This is a genomic window from Micromonospora sp. NPDC049151, assembly GCF_040648395.1.
Lineage (GTDB): Bacteria > Actinomycetota > Actinomycetes > Mycobacteriales > Micromonosporaceae > Micromonospora.
Genome location: NZ_JBEZDP010000011.1, coordinates 1 through 14,944, shown reverse-complemented (window position 1 = coordinate 14,944; position 14,944 = coordinate 1). Strand labels below are relative to the sequence as shown.

Annotated in this window: 15 protein-coding genes and 1 pseudogene; 10 read left to right on the top strand and 6 right to left on the bottom strand. The window is 73.9% G+C overall.

The features are described 5' to 3' along the window. Positions 1 to 7 precede the first annotated feature (7 nt). Positions 8 to 778 carry a DedA family protein gene (locus AB0B20_RS14965; protein ID WP_357384046.1) on the top strand — a complete coding sequence of 257 codons (771 nt, stop codon included), beginning with the start codon at positions 8 to 10 and terminating at the stop codon, positions 776 to 778. On the opposite strand, the gene AB0B20_RS14960 is transcribed toward AB0B20_RS14965, so the two are convergent. Then, positions 742 to 2,148 carry a hypothetical protein gene (locus tag AB0B20_RS14960; RefSeq protein WP_357470939.1) on the bottom strand — a complete coding sequence of 469 codons (1,407 nt, stop codon included), beginning with the start codon at positions 2,146 to 2,148 and terminating at the stop codon, positions 742 to 744. The two genes, AB0B20_RS14965 and AB0B20_RS14960, sit on opposite strands and share 37 nt — an antisense overlap. A 154-nt stretch (positions 2,149 to 2,302) precedes the next feature. Further along, a complete protein-coding gene (gene gdhA / locus AB0B20_RS14955; RefSeq protein WP_357384050.1) occupies positions 2,303 to 3,634 on the bottom strand; it encodes an NADP-specific glutamate dehydrogenase in 1,332 nt (443 codons plus the stop codon). A gap of 92 nt (positions 3,635 to 3,726) precedes the next feature. Here gdhA and AB0B20_RS14950 point away from each other — a divergent pair, with 92 nt between their 5' ends. Genes AB0B20_RS14950 through AB0B20_RS14935 form a run of 4 tightly spaced genes read left to right on the top strand, consistent with a single transcriptional unit; the run spans position 3,727 to position 6,620 of the window. Beyond that, the gene (locus AB0B20_RS14950) at positions 3,727 to 4,068 is read left to right on the top strand and encodes a MazG-like family protein (RefSeq protein ID WP_357384052.1); all 342 of its coding nucleotides are present in this window, start codon (positions 3,727 to 3,729) and stop codon (positions 4,066 to 4,068) included. Positions 4,069 to 4,098: 30 nt separating this feature from the next. Next, a complete protein-coding gene (locus AB0B20_RS14945; protein ID WP_357384054.1) occupies positions 4,099 to 4,932 on the top strand; it encodes a hypothetical protein in 834 nt (277 codons plus the stop codon). 16 nt (positions 4,933 to 4,948) lie between these two features. After that, positions 4,949 to 5,920: a pirin family protein gene (locus AB0B20_RS14940; protein ID WP_357384056.1), complete on the top strand. Its 972-nt coding sequence runs from the start codon at positions 4,949 to 4,951 to the stop codon at positions 5,918 to 5,920. A gap of 31 nt (positions 5,921 to 5,951) precedes the next feature. Next, positions 5,952 to 6,620, top strand: a complete 669-nt coding sequence (locus tag AB0B20_RS14935) for a hypothetical protein (RefSeq protein WP_357470936.1) — start codon at positions 5,952 to 5,954, stop codon at positions 6,618 to 6,620. A 317-nt stretch (positions 6,621 to 6,937) separates the two neighbouring features. On the opposite strand, the gene AB0B20_RS14930 is transcribed toward AB0B20_RS14935, so the two are convergent. Then, the gene (locus AB0B20_RS14930) at positions 6,938 to 7,207 is read right to left on the bottom strand and encodes a DUF2795 domain-containing protein (RefSeq protein WP_030502657.1); all 270 of its coding nucleotides are present in this window, start codon (positions 7,205 to 7,207) and stop codon (positions 6,938 to 6,940) included. A 154-nt stretch (positions 7,208 to 7,361) separates the two neighbouring features. Between AB0B20_RS14930 and AB0B20_RS14925 the strand changes: the two genes are divergently transcribed. Next, entirely contained in the window at positions 7,362 to 7,769 is a 408-nt protein-coding gene (locus AB0B20_RS14925) for a DUF2267 domain-containing protein (protein WP_357384060.1), read from the top strand. Between the two features lie 15 nt (positions 7,770 to 7,784). Here AB0B20_RS14925 and AB0B20_RS14920 read toward each other — a convergent pair whose 3' ends face one another. After that, positions 7,785 to 8,948: a CaiB/BaiF CoA-transferase family protein gene (locus AB0B20_RS14920; protein WP_357470932.1), complete on the bottom strand. Its 1,164-nt coding sequence runs from the start codon at positions 8,946 to 8,948 to the stop codon at positions 7,785 to 7,787. Positions 8,949 to 9,189: 241 nt separating this feature from the next. On the opposite strand from AB0B20_RS14920, the gene AB0B20_RS14915 reads away from it, so the two are divergent. From AB0B20_RS14915 to AB0B20_RS14900, 4 genes and pseudogenes are all read left to right on the top strand, one after another. Beyond that, the gene (locus AB0B20_RS14915) at positions 9,190 to 10,224 is read left to right on the top strand and encodes a TerC/Alx family metal homeostasis membrane protein (protein WP_357384064.1); all 1,035 of its coding nucleotides are present in this window, start codon (positions 9,190 to 9,192) and stop codon (positions 10,222 to 10,224) included. 44 nt (positions 10,225 to 10,268) lie between these two features. After that, entirely contained in the window at positions 10,269 to 10,868 is a 600-nt protein-coding gene (locus AB0B20_RS14910) for a sulfite oxidase-like oxidoreductase (RefSeq protein ID WP_357470928.1), read from the top strand. Between the two features lie 40 nt (positions 10,869 to 10,908). After that, entirely contained in the window at positions 10,909 to 11,628 is a 720-nt protein-coding gene (locus AB0B20_RS14905) for a ferredoxin reductase (RefSeq protein WP_357471227.1), read from the top strand. A 17-nt stretch (positions 11,629 to 11,645) separates the two neighbouring features. Further along, positions 11,646 to 11,846, top strand: a pseudogene (locus tag AB0B20_RS14900) (DUF6510 family protein); the annotation flags it as partial. Here the strand turns inward: AB0B20_RS14900 and AB0B20_RS14895 are convergent. Both AB0B20_RS14895 and AB0B20_RS14890 read right to left on the bottom strand, forming a co-directional pair. After that, entirely contained in the window at positions 11,772 to 13,571 is a 1,800-nt protein-coding gene (locus tag AB0B20_RS14895; protein ID WP_357384066.1) for a glycosyltransferase, read from the bottom strand. The pseudogene AB0B20_RS14900 and the gene AB0B20_RS14895 sit on opposite strands and share 75 nt — an antisense overlap. A 179-nt stretch (positions 13,572 to 13,750) precedes the next feature. Next, positions 13,751 to 14,404, bottom strand: a complete 654-nt coding sequence (locus AB0B20_RS14890; protein ID WP_357470926.1) for a C39 family peptidase — start codon at positions 14,402 to 14,404, stop codon at positions 13,751 to 13,753. Positions 14,405 to 14,944: the final 540 nt, after the last annotated feature.

Sequence of the window (14,944 nt, the reverse complement as noted above, 5' to 3'; positions counted from 1 at the left end):
TGGTCCGATGATCGGAAACGCACAGCTGCTCGCCGGCCCCCGGGTGAGCGCCGCGCGGGCGGCGGAGCCGTCCGGCGACGGAGTGGCCGGCTGGGTCACCGGCCTGATGGAACGGCTCGGTGGACCGGGTGCCGGCCTCGCGGTGGCGCTGGAGAACCTGTTCCCGCCCATCCCCAGCGAGGTGATCCTGCCGCTGGCCGGCTTCACCGCGAGCCAGGGCAAGATGAGCCTGGCCGGCGCCATCTTCTGGACCACGCTCGGGTCGGTGGTGGGCGCGCTGGCGCTCTACTACATCGGGGCGGCCCTCGGGCGGGACCGGATGCGTGCCCTGGCCGCGCGGCTGCCGCTGATCAAGCTGGAGGACGTGGACCGCACCGAGGCGTGGTTCCTGCGCCACGGCGTCAAGGCGGTGTTCTTCGGCCGGATGATTCCGATCTTCCGAAGTCTCATCTCCATCCCGGCCGGGGTGGAACGGATGCCGGTTCCGGTGTTCCTGCTCTACACCACGCTGGGCAGCCTGATCTGGAACACCACGTTCGTGCTCGCCGGCTTCCTGCTCGGCGAGCAGTGGCACGTGGTCGAGGCGTACGCGGGCACGTTCCAGAAGGTCGTCATCGTGGCCGTGGTGGCCGGGCTCTGCTGGTTCGTGGTCAGCCGGGTCCGCCGCTCCCGCCGGATCGCCGCCGCGCCGCCGGAACCGGAGCCGGCTCCGCAGTCGGAGCCGGCCCCGCAGGGCACCGTCTACCGGGGCGGCTGGTACACCCGGGCGGAGGACTGAGCGCCGGCCGGGCACGGTGGGTAGAGCGGGCGGGTGCCGGCGCCGGCGGCCCGGGCGGCCTCGTCGCTGAACCGGCAGCCGAAGTCCGGCGCCGCCACCGCGCGCCGGTCGGTGACCGGGTCACCGGCGGGGCGCTTGCCGGTGCGCACCCAGCGGACCAGGTCGTCCCAGGCGGCGCCGGCCTCGGCCGGGCTGAACTCGCAGTGCTGCGCGGTGCGCACCGCCCGCTGCACCAGCAGCCGGGACCGGCCGTTGCGGGCGACGTCCCGGGCGTACGCCTGCTCCATGCCCAACGGCACGAACAGGTCGCCGAGGCCGTGCAGGCTCAGCACCGGCGCGGTGGGCCGCCCGGCGATCCGGGGCACCTCGGTCAGGCCGGGTGAGAGCCGCTGGCGCAGGTTCTCCGGCGCGACCCGCCGCACGGTGGCGTTGAGGTTCACCGGCTGGTTCGGCGTGTACCTGGTGAACAGGTTCGTGGCGAGCTGGCCGGGACGCCGGGCGGGGGAGCCGTCCGCCTCGCTGACCGCGATGCCGAACAGGAAGTCCTTCCAGATCGCGAACGCGGCGTCGGTGCCCGGCCGCGGCCCGCCGGAGCGGTCCACGGTGACCGCGCGTAGCTGCTTGCCGAGGTCGTTCGTGGTGTCCGGGCCGCCCGGGGTCAGCCCGGCCAGGCCGAGCGTGACCTGGATCCGGGGCACCGCCGAGGTCAGGTAGTCGGGCGGCGTCGGGTACGCGCGCACCCCGGCCAGCGCCTGCGCGGCCAGGTTGTAGTCCAGGAAGAAGTCGAACAGCTCCTGGTCGCCGAGCACTCCGCACATCGGCAGCGCCCCGGCGTAGAAGCCCGGGTACTGCTCCAGCGACCGGCCGATGACGTGGCCGCCCATCGACACCCCGGCGACGAACACCCGGTGCGGGCGCCGGACGGTACGGGAGAACAGGTCGGCCAGGGCACGGGTGCCGCGTACGCCGGAGCGCACGTCGTAGCCGTTGCGGTCGTACGACGACGACGCCCACGCGTACCCCTGGGCGACCAGGCGCTGCCGCAGGTCGAAGCCGGGCGGCTCCGGCGACAGCTCGGTGCCCTGCCCGCGGTAGCCGTGCGCCCACATCACCAGCTCGCCGTTCCAGCGCCTGGGGATCTCGATGATGTATCCGGCGTTCGCGTGCACGCCCTGCCGCACGGTGGTGGCGGCGCCGTTCACGACCAGTGGCGGCAGCGGCGGGTTGACGATGGTGTAGCCGGGCAGCGGGCCGCTGCCGTCGGCGCGGCCGCCGGCGGCGGCGGCGGGCGCCGCGCCGGTGAGGCCGAGCGCCAGCGTGAGGGCCGCGCCGACGGCGAGCAGCCGGCGGCGGACGGGTGAGGGCTGCATCGCTGCTCCCCGGGGGGACGGGTGCCACCCCGGGACGGGGGGTGACGACGCGGGACGGATGCCTACCGGCCGGTAGCGCACTGAACCTAGGCCGGGGGTCGAGCACTGTCAATCGCTGACCGGCCGCTCGGTCTGCGTCCGTCCCGCGGTCCGCTCAGACCAGGCCGTGCGCCAGCATCGCCTCGGCCACCCGCCGGAAACCCTGGATGTTCGCCCCGGCCACGTAGTCGCCGGGCAGGCCGAACTCCTCGGCCGTCGCCCAGCACCTGTCGTGCACGTCCCGCATGATCTCGCGCAGCCGCTGCTCGGACTCGCCGAACGTCCACGTGTCGCGGCTGGCGTTCTGCTGCATCTCCAGCCCGCTCACCGCCACCCCGCCGGCGTTTGCCGCCTTGCCCGGGGCGAACCGCACCCCGGCCCGGCCGAGGATCCGCACCGCCTCCGGCGTGGTGGGCATGTTCGCCCCCTCCACCACCGCGACGCAGCCGCCGGCGACCAGCGCGGCGGCCTCCGCGCCGCCGATCTCGTTCTGCGTGGCGCAGGGCAGCGCCAGGTCGCAGGGCACCTCCCAGACGTTGCGGTCCGCGACCGCCACCGCGTTGCGGGCGTGCTCCGCGTACTCGGCCAGCCGGCCCCGCCGCTGCTCCTTCAGCTCGCGCAGCAACGCCAGGTCGATGCCCTTCTCGTCGACCACGTAGCCGCCGGAGTCCGAGCACGCCACCACGGTGCCGCCGAGCTGGTGCACCTTCTCGATGGCGTAGATGGCCACGTTGCCGGAGCCGGACACCACGACCCGCTTGCCCTCCAGGCTGTCCCCGGCCTGACGCAGCATCTCGTCGGCGAAGAACACCGCCCCGTACCCGGTCGCCTCGCGGCGCACCTGCGCGCCCCCGTACGCCAGGCCCTTGCCGGTGAGCACGCCCGCGTCGTACCGGTTGGTGATCCGCTTGTACTGCCCGAACAGGTAGCCGATCTCCCGGCCGCCCACCCCGATGTCACCGGCGGGCACGTCGGTCTGCGGGCCGATGTGCCGGTACAGCTCGGTCATGAAGCTCTGGCAGAACCGCATCACCTCGCGGTCGGAGCGGCCCTTCGGGTCGAAGTCCGCGCCGCCCTTGCCGCCGCCGATGGCCAGCCCGGTCAGCGCGTTCTTGAAGATCTGCTCGAAACCGAGGAACTTCACGATGCCCAGGTAGACCGACGGGTGGAAGCGCAGGCCACCCTTGTACGGGCCGAGCGCGCTGTTGAACTCCACCCGGAACCCACGGTTGACCCGTACCCGGCCCTGGTCGTCCTCCCACGGCACGCGGAAGATGACCTGCCGCTCCGGTTCGCAGACGCGCTCGACCACCTCGGCGTACTCCGGATGCCGGGCCAGGGCCGGACCGATGCTCTCCAGTACCTCGCGGACCGCTTGGTGGAACTCCGGCTCTCCCGGGTTCCGGGCGACCACGCCGGCGAACACCGACTCGACGGTCTCCGGCATCACGGGCACCTCCTCTCGCCTGGGACGCAGGCCCTCTGGCCTGCGTCGCCCCAGGATACGAACGGTCTGCGGGGTGCGGTTCACTGGTCCGCGTGGACGCCACCATCTGGACGACGGCGCGGGACGCGCGCGCCTGGCTCGACGCCGCGAACGGCCGCGGCGACACCGAACTGACCTGCCGCATCCTCAAGATCGGTGAGGAGGCCGGCGAGGTCGCCGCAGCCTGGATCGGGCTGCTCGGGCAGAACCCGCGCAAGGGGGTGACGCACACCCGCGAGGACGTCGCCGCCGAGCTGGCCGACGTGGCGTTCACCGCGCTCGTCGCGATCGAGAGTCTCGGTCTGGACGCGCACGCCGTGCTGGCCGCGTGTGCCGGCAAGGTGCGGGAACGCACCGGAGTGGGAATGAACCGGGACGCCGAACCAGACGTATGACCCGGTGGGGACCGGCGAGAGGGGACGAGCATGACCGCATCCGAGGACGACCCCGACCTGGCCCGGCCCCGCTGGTCCGGTGGCGCCCGGCTGCTGGCCGCCGCCGCCGTGCTGGTGGTGGTGCTCGGCGCGGTGGCGGTCGCGGTGACGCTGTCCAACCCGGGCCGCCTCGGCGTGGTCTTCTCCGGCGGCGAGCCGTCGCCCCTTCCCGGGCGCGGCGGATCCGGCGGGGCGGGCGCCGCCGAGGTGGCCGGCGCCGAGACCCTCGCCGCGCCGCGCGGTGGCCGGCAGCTCGCCCAGTTCGAGCTGGTGGACGGGCTGACCCGGTTCACGCTGCGCGCCGCCGACCTCGGCGACGACCTGTACCGGATCGGCACGCCGGACGGTTCGGGTGTGACGCCGCGCCCGCAACTGGCCGGCGATCGGGTCCGGCTGCGGATCGAGGAGAACGGCCGCCCCGGTCCGGCCGCGGTCGAGGTGGTGCTCAACTCCCGGGTCACCTGGCGGCTGCGGCTGATCGGCGGCGTCAGCGAGCAGCGGCTCGACCTGGGCGAGGCCCGGCTCGCCGGAGTAGACCTGGTCGGCGGCGCCTCGCGTACCCGGCTGCTGCTGCCCCGGCTCGACGGCTCCCTCACCGTCCGGATGACCGGCGGGGTCAGCGAACTCACTGTGACGGTGCCCGGCGAGCCGCCGGCCCGGGTGCGGGTGGCCTCCGGCGCCGGCTCCCTGACCCTGTACGACGAGCGTCGCGGCGGGATCGCCGCCGGCGACCTGGTCAGCTCGCCGGGCTGGGACCGGGCCACCGACCGGCTCTACCTCGACCTGGTGGGCGGCGCGAACGCGGTGAGCGTCAGCGCGGACTGAGCGTACAGTCGGGGCGGTGGACCGTACCGAATCCCTGCCCGCGCAGACGCTCCCACCCGGCGTCGGCCCGACCGACCCGGGCAGCGTGCTGCTACCGGGCCACGACGTGCCGCTGGGTCGCTACACCACGGTGCGGCGGCTGCTGCCGCAGCGGCAGCGCCGGATGGTCGGCGCCTGGTGCTTCGTCGACCACTTCGGGCCCGACGACGTGGCCGACCGGCCCGGCATGGAGGTGCCACCGCACCCGCACACCGGCCTCCAGACCGTCACCTGGCTGCTCGACGGGGAGATCCTGCACCGCGACAGCCTCGGCAACGTGCAGCCCATCCGTCCCGGCCAGCTCAACGTGATGACCTCCGGGCGCGGCATCGCCCACTCCGAGCGGTCCCCGCTGGTGCACCCGCCGCTGATGCACGGCGTGCAGCTCTGGGTGGCACTGCCCGACCCGGCCCGGGCCGGCGACCCGGCCTTCGCCCACCACGCCGACCTGCCCCGCTGGCGCGACGGCGACCTGGACGTGACGCTGCTCGTCGGCGACCTCGGCGGGGAACGCTCGCCCGCGCTCGTGCACACCCCGCTGGTCGGCGCGCAGCTCGAGGTCCGCGGCACGGCGCCGGCCACGCTGCCGCTGCGTCCGGACTTCGAGTACGGGCTGCTGGCCATGTCCGGCGCCGCCGAGTGCGACGGCGTGGCGCTGGCCCCCGGCGCGCTGCTCTACCTGGGCCTCGGGCGGGACGCGCTGACGCTGGTCGCCGAGCCGGGCACCCGGCTGCTGCTGCTCGGCGGCACCCCGTTCGAGGAGCCACTGGTGATGTGGTGGAACTTCGTCGGCCGCTCGCACGAGGAGGTGGCGGCCGCCCGGGAGGACTGGATGGCCGGCCGCCGCTTCGGCGTGGTCGCCGACGACGCGGCCCCGCCGCTGCCCGCGCCAGCGCTGCCCACCACCCGGCTCAAGGCCCGCGACCGCAGCGGTGGCGTACGCGGCTGAATGCCGGGCCCGCGCCGGGGTAGTCGACGGCATGCCGACAACCACCACCAGGCCCGACCTCGCGGACCGCAAGCGCCTCGCCCGCCGGCTCGCCGGGGACGGCCGAGGGTTCGCCGAGTGCTTCGGGTTCCGGGTGACGAACAACCCGGCCCAGTTGTTCCAGGTGCTGTACCTGGCCGTCCTGCTGGCCCGCCGGGGTGACTTCCACCGGGCGGTCGACGCGGCCACCGCGCTGCGCGACGCCGGCTGGGACACCGCCGCCCGGATGGCCCGCTCCCGGCACGAGGACCGGGTACGCGTGCTGCGCGCCGCCGGGCTGCGCGGTGACCTGGCCGGGATCGCCGACACGCTCGGCGACCTGGCCCGCACGATCGTCGAGACGTACCGGGGCGACCTGCGCCGGCTGCGGACCGCGGCGCACCAGGACCCGGGCGAGGAACGGCGGTTGCTCATCGCTCTGCCCGGAGTGGACGACGAGGTGTGCGACCTGTTCCTGCGGGAGGCGCAGGCGCTGTGGCGCGAGGCGGCGCCGGTGGCCGACCGGCGGGCACTCGCGGCGGCCCGGCGGCTCGGGCTGGGACGCACCGCACACGACCTCGCCGGACTGACCGGCAGTGGCGAGTCGGAGCAACTGTCGTGGCTGGTCGGAGCGCTGGCGCGAGTGGACCTCGAGCGGCGCTACGCCGAGGTGACCGCCTGAGCGCGTACGTGCGCCCGGACACACTTCCGCGATTCTCACCCGTTCGGCTGATGCCGCGTCGTATGATGATCGTGGCAGCGATGCCCGCCCGGTTCGGGCGAACATCTCACCGCCGCGCGGTCGCGACCCGGTTCGGGCGTGAACCGCGCAGGGCAGGTGCTGCGTGGCGCCCCAGGTCGCGGTTCGCGACCCGGGGCGCTCGCCTGTCCGGGGCATGCGGACCAGCCACAGGGGAACGGCCACCTGCGACTGTCGCACGTCGTCCCCGGCACGCGCAGAGGCCGGCGGCCGTGTCGCCGCCGGCTCTCCCGCGGTGCTCAGATGCCGCGCAGATGCTGCGACACGCGCGGGTGGTTGTCCCGGGCCTGCGCCGCGCGCTGCGAGCGGCTTACCTCGGGGGCCGCGTCGATGCCGGCCGAGCGGGCCACCTCGGTGCCGTTGGCGTAGTCCACCGGGGGCAGCGCGCGCAACGCCCGCAACACGTCCGGCGGCGCGCCCTCCCGCTCCGCCTCGCGGATGACGTCGTCCTTCCCGGCCGGGTAGTCCAGCGCGGACAGGTACTCCAGGACATCCGAGTAACTCGCCATGGGTCGGGCTCCTCGCGGCAGTAGTTCGGGTCGTGACCGGGCGGCGGTTACCCGTCGCGCCGCTGCTCACGCCCGCGAACGCGGAAATCCCGCCCCCCGTTTCCGCCGCGCCGTCGCGGGTAGCCGCGGTGGCGCACCGAAGGGGGTACCACCGATGCACTACCTGACCTTCGTGAGCCGGGTCGCCCGGCTCACCGGCACCGGCGAGGACCGGGCCGCCACGCTCACCGCGGCCACGCTTCAGACGTTCGCGGAGCGGCTGACCGGTGGCGAGGTGCTGGACCTGGCCGCGCAACTGCCGAAGCCGCTGCGGGGGTTGCTCAGCCCCTATCCGCGTGACGAGGCGGCCGAACGGTTCGGCGCGGCCGAGTTCGTGGCCCGGGTCGCCCGCCGCGCCGGATGCGACGAGAACACCGCCCGGGGCGCGGTACGCGCCGTGTTCGTCACGTTGCGCGAGGCGATCAGCGGCGGCGAGTTCCAGGACGTCGTGGTGCAGTTCCCCCGCGACTACCGCGAACTGGTGGAACCGGCACTCGCCCCGGCCGCCACGCACCGGCGCTGACCCGGCCGGTAGGCGTCAGCCGATCACACCGGCGGCGCGCAGCGCGGTGATCCGGTCGGCCGCCATGCCGGCGGCCTCGGCGAGGACCTCGTCGGTGTGCTCGCCCGGCGTCGGCGGCGGCCGCCGCACGCCGGTAGGGGTGGCCGAGAAGCGCGGCGCGGGCGCGGGCTGGGTGACCCCGTCCGGCGCGACGAACGTGTCCCGGGCGCGCAGGTGCGGGTGCTCCGGCGCCTCGGCCCAGTCGAGCACCGGCGCCACGCAGGCGTCCGTGCCGGCGAGCAGCTCCGTCCACTCGTCCCGGGTCCGGGTGCGGAACAGCCGCGCCCAGGCGGCCCGTAACGCCGGCCAGTTCGCCGGGTCGTCCCGGTCCGGCGTGTCGTCGCCGTCGGGCGGGAAACCGGTGAGCCGGACCAGTTCGGCGTAGAACTGCGGCTCCAGCGAGCCCACCGCCACGTAGCGCCCGTCGGCGCACTCGTACGTGTCGTAGAAGGGCGCGCCGCCGTCGAGCAGGTTCACCCCGCGCGGGTCCTGCCACAGCCCGATGCCGCGCAGCGCGTGGATCTGGGTCGCCAGCACCGACACGCCGTCCACGATCGCGGCGTCGACCACCTGGCCGGGCCCGTCGGCGCGCACCGCGTGCAGCGCCGCCACCACCCCGAGGGCCAGCATCATGCCGCCGCCGCCGAAGTCGCCGAGCAGGTTCATCGGTGGCACCGGACGCTCACCGGCCCGGCCAACCCCGTGCAGCGCGCCGGTCAGCGCCAGGTAGTCGATGTCGTGCCCGGCGCTGTGGGCGAGCGGGCCCTCCTGCCCCCAGCCGGTCATCCGCCCGTACACCAGCTTGGGGCTGACGGCGAAACAGTCGTCCGGGCCGATGCCGAGCCGCTCGGCCACCCCCGGCCGGAAGCCCTCCACCAGCGCGTCCGCGCCGGCGACGAGCGCCAGCACGAGGTCACGGCCCGCGGGCTGCTTCAGGTCCACGGCGATCGAGCGGCGGTTGCGGTTCAGCAGGTCGCCGGGAAAGGCGCCGAACCCGCCGCCGCCGAGCCGGTCGACGCGTATCACGTCGGCGCCGAGGTCGGCCAGCATCATCGCCGCGAACGGCACGGGGCCGATGCCGGCCAGCTCGATCACCCGTACGCCGGTCAGTGGTCCGTGGTTCGTCACCCGCGTCACCATAGGGGCCCGGGTGACCCGGCGCCACGCCTCGCCGCCGCACAACGGTTGACCAGGGCAATCAACCCTGTCCCGACTTGGCGTCCGGTCCGGCGGTGACCTAGCCTTGTCCAGGCGAGGGGAGTACTTCCCACGAATCATTCCGGTCAGTACGGCAAGCCGCCGAGGCGAGCCCCGGGTGGTTGCCCACGGAAAACGTGGGTGAAGGAGACCTCGAACATGACACGGTGTTCGAGGAGGTTCCATGCCCGAATTGTCCCCGCTGGCTGCGTCCGAGCTGTCGTCGATCGGCACGCCCACGCTGTGGGCGGTCACCATCGTCGGCGTGCTCGTCCTGCTGGTGCTCGACTTCCTGGTCACCCGCAAGCCGCACGAGGTCTCCATCCGTGAGGCCCTGGGCTGGTCGGCCTTCTACATCGCCCTGCCGCTGGCCTTCGGCGCCTGGGTCTGGTCCCGCTGGGGCAGCCAGCAGGGCATCGAGTACCTCACCGGTTACCTGGTCGAGAAGTCGCTGTCGGTCGACAACCTCTTCGTCTTCATGCTGCTGCTCGCCGCCTTCGCGGTGCCCTCGGTGCTGGCCCAGCGGGTGCTGCTCTACGGCATCGCGGGCGCCCTGGTGCTGCGCGGCGTGTTCATCGCGCTCGGCGCCGCCGCGCTCAAGACGCTCGACTTCGCCTTCCTGCTGTTCGCGCTCATCCTCGTCGCCACCGCGGTGAAGCTGCTGCGCGACGCCCTCACCGGGCACGAGCAGGAGGTCGACATCAACAAGATGCGGTCGGTGCGGCTCCTGCGCAAGGTCATGCCGGTGGTCGACGAGTACCACGGCACCCGGATGACCATCCGGCAGAACGGCCGGCGGGCGCTCACCCCGTTCGCGCTCGTCGTCGTCGCCGTGCTGGCCACCGACATCGTGTTCGCCGTCGACTCGGTACCCGCCGTCTACGGCATCACCGAGGATCCGTACCTGGTCTTCGCGACGAACGCCTTCGCGCTGCTGGGCCTGCGGGCGCTGTACTTCGTGCTGCACGCCGCGCTGAGCCGGCTGGTGCACCTCAGCTACGGCCTGGCCGTCATCCTGGCCTTCATCGGCCTCAAGCTCGGCCTGCACTGGGCGCACGGCATCTGGGAGAGCGTGCCGGAGATCCCGACGGTGGCCTCGCTCGGCGTGATCATCGGCGTCCTGGTGATCGTCACCATCACCAGCCTGCGGGCCACCCGCGACAGCGGCGACGGCAAGCGCACTGTGGTGCACGAGACCCGGGGCGGCGGCTCGGCCTGAGGGAACCCCTGCCCCGGCGGGACCGGCGGTGGTACGACTGACGGGTGGGAATCGTCTCGCCCGGCTTCCAGGGCCGGCCCCGTACGTCCGCTCCCGACCTGCCGCCGGGGCAGTACCTCACCGAGGACTTCCCGGTGCTCTCCGCCGGCCCGACCCCGCGTGTCCCGCTGGACACCTGGGAGTTCGTGCTGACCGGTGAGGACGGCGCGGAGTACCGCTGGTCCTGGGACGAACTGATGGGCCTGCCGCAGGACACCCCGACGGTGGACCTGCACTGCGTCACCCGCTGGTCCAAGCTCGGCACCACCTGGCAGGGCGTCTCCCTGGACACGCTGCTCGACGGCGTCGACACCGACGCCCGGTACGCGCTCGCGCACTCCTACGGCGGCTACACCACGAACCTGCCGCTGGACGACCTGCGCGGCGGGCGGGCCTGGGTGGTGCACACGTACGACGGCGGGCCGCTGCCGGCCGAACACGGCGGACCGGCGCGGCTGCTCGTACCGCACCTGTACCTGTGGAAGTCGGCGAAGTGGGTGCACGGCATCCGGCTGCTCGTCGACGACCGGCCCGGCTTCTGGGAGACCGCCGGCTACCACGACTACGGCGACCCGTGGCGCGAGCAGCGCTACCAGGGCGACTGAGGTGGCGGCACCGGCCGAGGGGCGCCGCGTCGCGCCGCTGATGTGGCGGGTGGCCCGGCTGGCCGAGCGGCGGATCGAGACGCCCACCGCGCAGACCCTGGTGCTGGACGTGCCCGGCTGGCCCGGACACCTGCCCGGGCAGCACGTCGACGTGCGCCTGACCGCCGAGGACGGCTACCAGGCCGCCCGCTCGTACTCGCTGGCCGGCCCCGCCGACGGCGAGCGGATCGAGGTGACGGTGCAGCGGGTGCCCGACGGCGAGGTGTCGCCGTACCTGACCGGCACCTACGCCGAGGGCGATCCGGTGGAGGTGCGCGGGCCGGTCGGCGGCTGGTTCGTCTGGCGTACCGACGACACCGCGCCGGTGCTGCTGGTGGCCGGCGGCTCCGGCGTGGTGCCGCTGATGGCGATGATCCGCGCGCGCCGGGCCGCCGGCAGCCGCACCCCGTTCCGGCTCGTCTATTCGGTGCGCACCCCCGACGACGTCATCTACGCCGACGAGTTGCGCCGCCGTGCCCGCGACGACCAGGGCCTGGACGTCGCGTACGTCTACACCCGGTCCGCGCCGCAGGGCTGGCGCGGCGAGCCGCACCGGATCGGCCTGGCCGACGTGAACAGCCACGGCTGGCCGCCCGAGATGGAGCCGCTGTGCTACGTGTGCGGTCCCACCGGATTCGTGGAGACCGTGGCCGACCTGCTGGTGGGGCTGGGTCACCCGACCCGGCGCGTGCGGACCGAACGGTTCGGCCCGACCGGCTGAGCACCCGAGGAGGGCGTATGACAGACCTGTCGTACCTGGACGGCAACATGCTCGACGGGCCGTTGCGCGAGCTGTTCGCCGTCGACCTCAGCGCCACCACCGGCCGCTGCGACGCCTGCGGGACGACCGGCCCGATGGCCGGGCTACACGTCTACTCGCACGCCCCGGGCCTGGTCGGGCGCTGTCCGGCCTGCGCCGGGGTGATGGTGCGGCTGGTCCGCGCGCCGCAGCGGGCCTGGCTGGACCTGCGTGGCACCACGTACCTCCAGGTGCCCATGCCGGCCGAGCAGGGCTTCCGCGCCGCGCCCTGACGCCTGCGCCGCCGCGGCGCGCTCCGGCACCCGCGCCTCGGCCGGGCCGCGCCGGCCGCGCCGGCGCAGCCGTCCGACCAGCTGCCCGACCGTCACCGGCACCACCGACAGCACGAGCTGGCCGTTGCGCGGGTCGACTGTCGCGGCCACCCCGTACAGCCGGGCGCCGTGCCGCAGCAGCCGGGGCCGCCCGGCGGCGAGCCGAGGGGCGCGCACCGCGGCGCCGCCGCGCCCGTGACCGCCGTCCACCTCGGCGCGCACCGGGTGGCGCTGCCCGCTCGCGCAGCTCGCGGCCAGGAGCCGGTCGAGGGCGAAGTCCGTGCGCAGCGTGCGGCCGGTCGGGTCGCCGGCGTCCATCCTCGTGGCGCCCACGACCGGACCGGCCAGCAGCCGCACCGGCCCGGCCTCCGAGGCGAACCGGGGGTACGGGCTGCGCGTGGTCACCGTCAGCGTGTGCCGGTCGGTCCAGCCCACCTCGACGGTGTCCAGCCGGGCCAGCCAGTCCGCGCGCACGTCGGTGACGTCGGTCCACCGGGCCGGGGCGCCCGGGTAGCCCGCGTGCCACCGGTCACCGGCGAACACCGTCGTCGGCACGCCCCGCCCGGTGTCCTGCTCGATGACCGCCAACAGGTCGTCGACCCCGCCCGCGGCCACCACGCCCAGGCGCAGCCGGGCCTCGACACCGAGCCGGTCCCGCAGGCCGTCGGTGACGTGCCGCCGCACCAGCCGGGCGACAGTGGCGTGTACCCGCTCCTGCGCGCCCCGGTCCAGGTGCCGGAAGTCGTCGCCGACGAGGTTCGCCAGTTCCAGCCCGGCGTGGCGGCGCAGTACCGCGTCCCGGCCCGCCCCGGCGGGGATCAGGTCGGCCACGTACGCGAACAGCCGCTCCACGCTGACCAGGCGCTGCTCCACCCGGCTGTGGTACGTGATGTTGCGGGCGTCCAGCCGTCGTACCGCGTGGTAGTAGTCGTAGTCGGCGAGCACCGAGATCCGCCGCGCGTGGTAGCAGGCGGCGAGCGTGAACGGCTGGTCGCTGAGGACCGGCATGTCCTCCGGGAAGCGCAGCCCGAGCCGGTCCACCAGGTCGCGCCGGAACAGCTTCGTGTTCGCCAGCGACCAGGGCAGCGCCGAGTCGAACAGGCTCACGTCCACCGCGTTGCCGCCGGCGAACACGTCGGAGAAGACGTGCCGGCCGTTGACCCCCACCACCTTGCCGACCACCACGTCCGAGCCGTACCGGTCGGCGGCGGCGAGCAGACGCTCCAGGGCCTCCGGGCCGAGCCGGTCGTCCGAGCCGAGGAAGAAGACGTACCGGCCGGTGGCCAGGTCCAGTCCCCGGTTGCAGGGCGCCGCCGGACCACCCGAGTTGGGCTGATGGACCACCCGTACCGTGCCGGGGTACTTCGCGGCGTACCGGTCCAGCAGGCGGCCACTGCCGTCGGTGGACCCGTCGTCCACCGCCACGATCTCCATCCGGTCCGGCCCGATGGTCTGCCGCAGCACCGAGTCGAGGCAGGACCGCAGGTAGCGCAGCGTGTTGTAGACGGGTACGACGACGCTCACGTCGGGGTGGCTCGTCGCGGGTGGGCGGTGCGTGGTGGGTGGGCGGTGCGTCGCCTCCTCGGCTGCCACAGCTGCTCCTTCACGGTCGCCCGGACGATCCGGCGCGACCCAGCGTGGTGGAGCGACCCGTCCGGGTGACGACACCGGCGTGACGGCGAGGTGACCGGCAGGCAGCCGTTGGATACGCGCGAAAGGGCCCGACCCCCGCGGTGGGGGTCGGGCCCTTTGTCGTTGTCGTTGTCGTTCGGTCAGGAGCTGTAGCCGCGGCTGGCGATCCAGCGGGCGAGCTCGTCGACGTCCATTCGGTAGGAGGCCTGGTTCGGGTTGGCCGAGTCGGCGATCGTCACGACCTTGCCGTTGTCGCGGTAGCCGACGACGCTGATGTAGTGGCCGCCCTCGAAGGAGTGGGTGTTGCCGTCGGTGTCGGTGGCGGTGCCGGCGATGTTGGCGACCACGGCGCGGCCGTCGTCGACGGTCTTGACCACGTCGGCGCGCAGCTTGTCGACCTTGTCCCGGTCGCGGGCCTTGTCCACGGGGATCTCGGTGGACTTGTAGACGTCCTTACCGGTCTCCTTGTTCAGCACCGGGGTGATGTCGTTGATGGAGTTGGTGCCGGACTCGGTGGTGCCCATCTCCTTGGCCATGGCGTGCACGTCGATGTTCTTGCCCTGCACGCTCAGGGCGTTACGCGCGGCGGCGGGGCCGCAGAAGTAGAAGTTGGGCTGCGCCTCGTAGCGCACGTCCAGCTCCCGCTCGCCGTGGCCCTTGCGGTCGGCCACCACGGTGGTGGTGCTGGTGGTGGGGGCGGCGTGGGCGGCGATGGCGGGACCGGCGATGCCTCCAGCGGTGGCGGCGATACCGGCAGCGGTCAGAACGGTCTTGCGCAGCAGAGTGGTAGCCATGATGGTTGCCTCCCTGAAGTGGGGGATGACGCGGCGGGGGGTGCCGCGAAAGGGGGGAAAGTCTTCGGGGTGCCCGTCGAAGGGCTGGCACGCGGGCGGCCATGGGGGCCTGCTGTGCGCGGCTCGGGGATGTAACGACGACCGGCCCGGTGTCATTCCCGGCGGTGGTGACTCCGTCCGGGGCTGACGGCCCGAGGGCGTTGCCTGCTGTCCGCGGCTCGGGGATGTAACGACCGGCGGGCCGGGGCCATTCCCTGACCCGGCGATCCGCTCGACGCCTGGGTGGGCCGGTGCGCGGCGCTCGACCCGGTGCCTCGGCGGCCAGTCATGTACAACGCCCCGCGCCCGCCACCGATTCCAGCCTCACGATGGCACCGACCACAGCCCGTCAGGGCCACCGCAGCCGAACCGGACACCCGACCCGATACGGACCGACCTTCGCTGTTAAGGCGTGTTTCGTAAGTCGGGCTGGCAGCGTCGAGGTCAGGGTGTGGCGGTGATCGACAACTGAAGAGGTCTCCGGTATCTGGTTCTGCGACC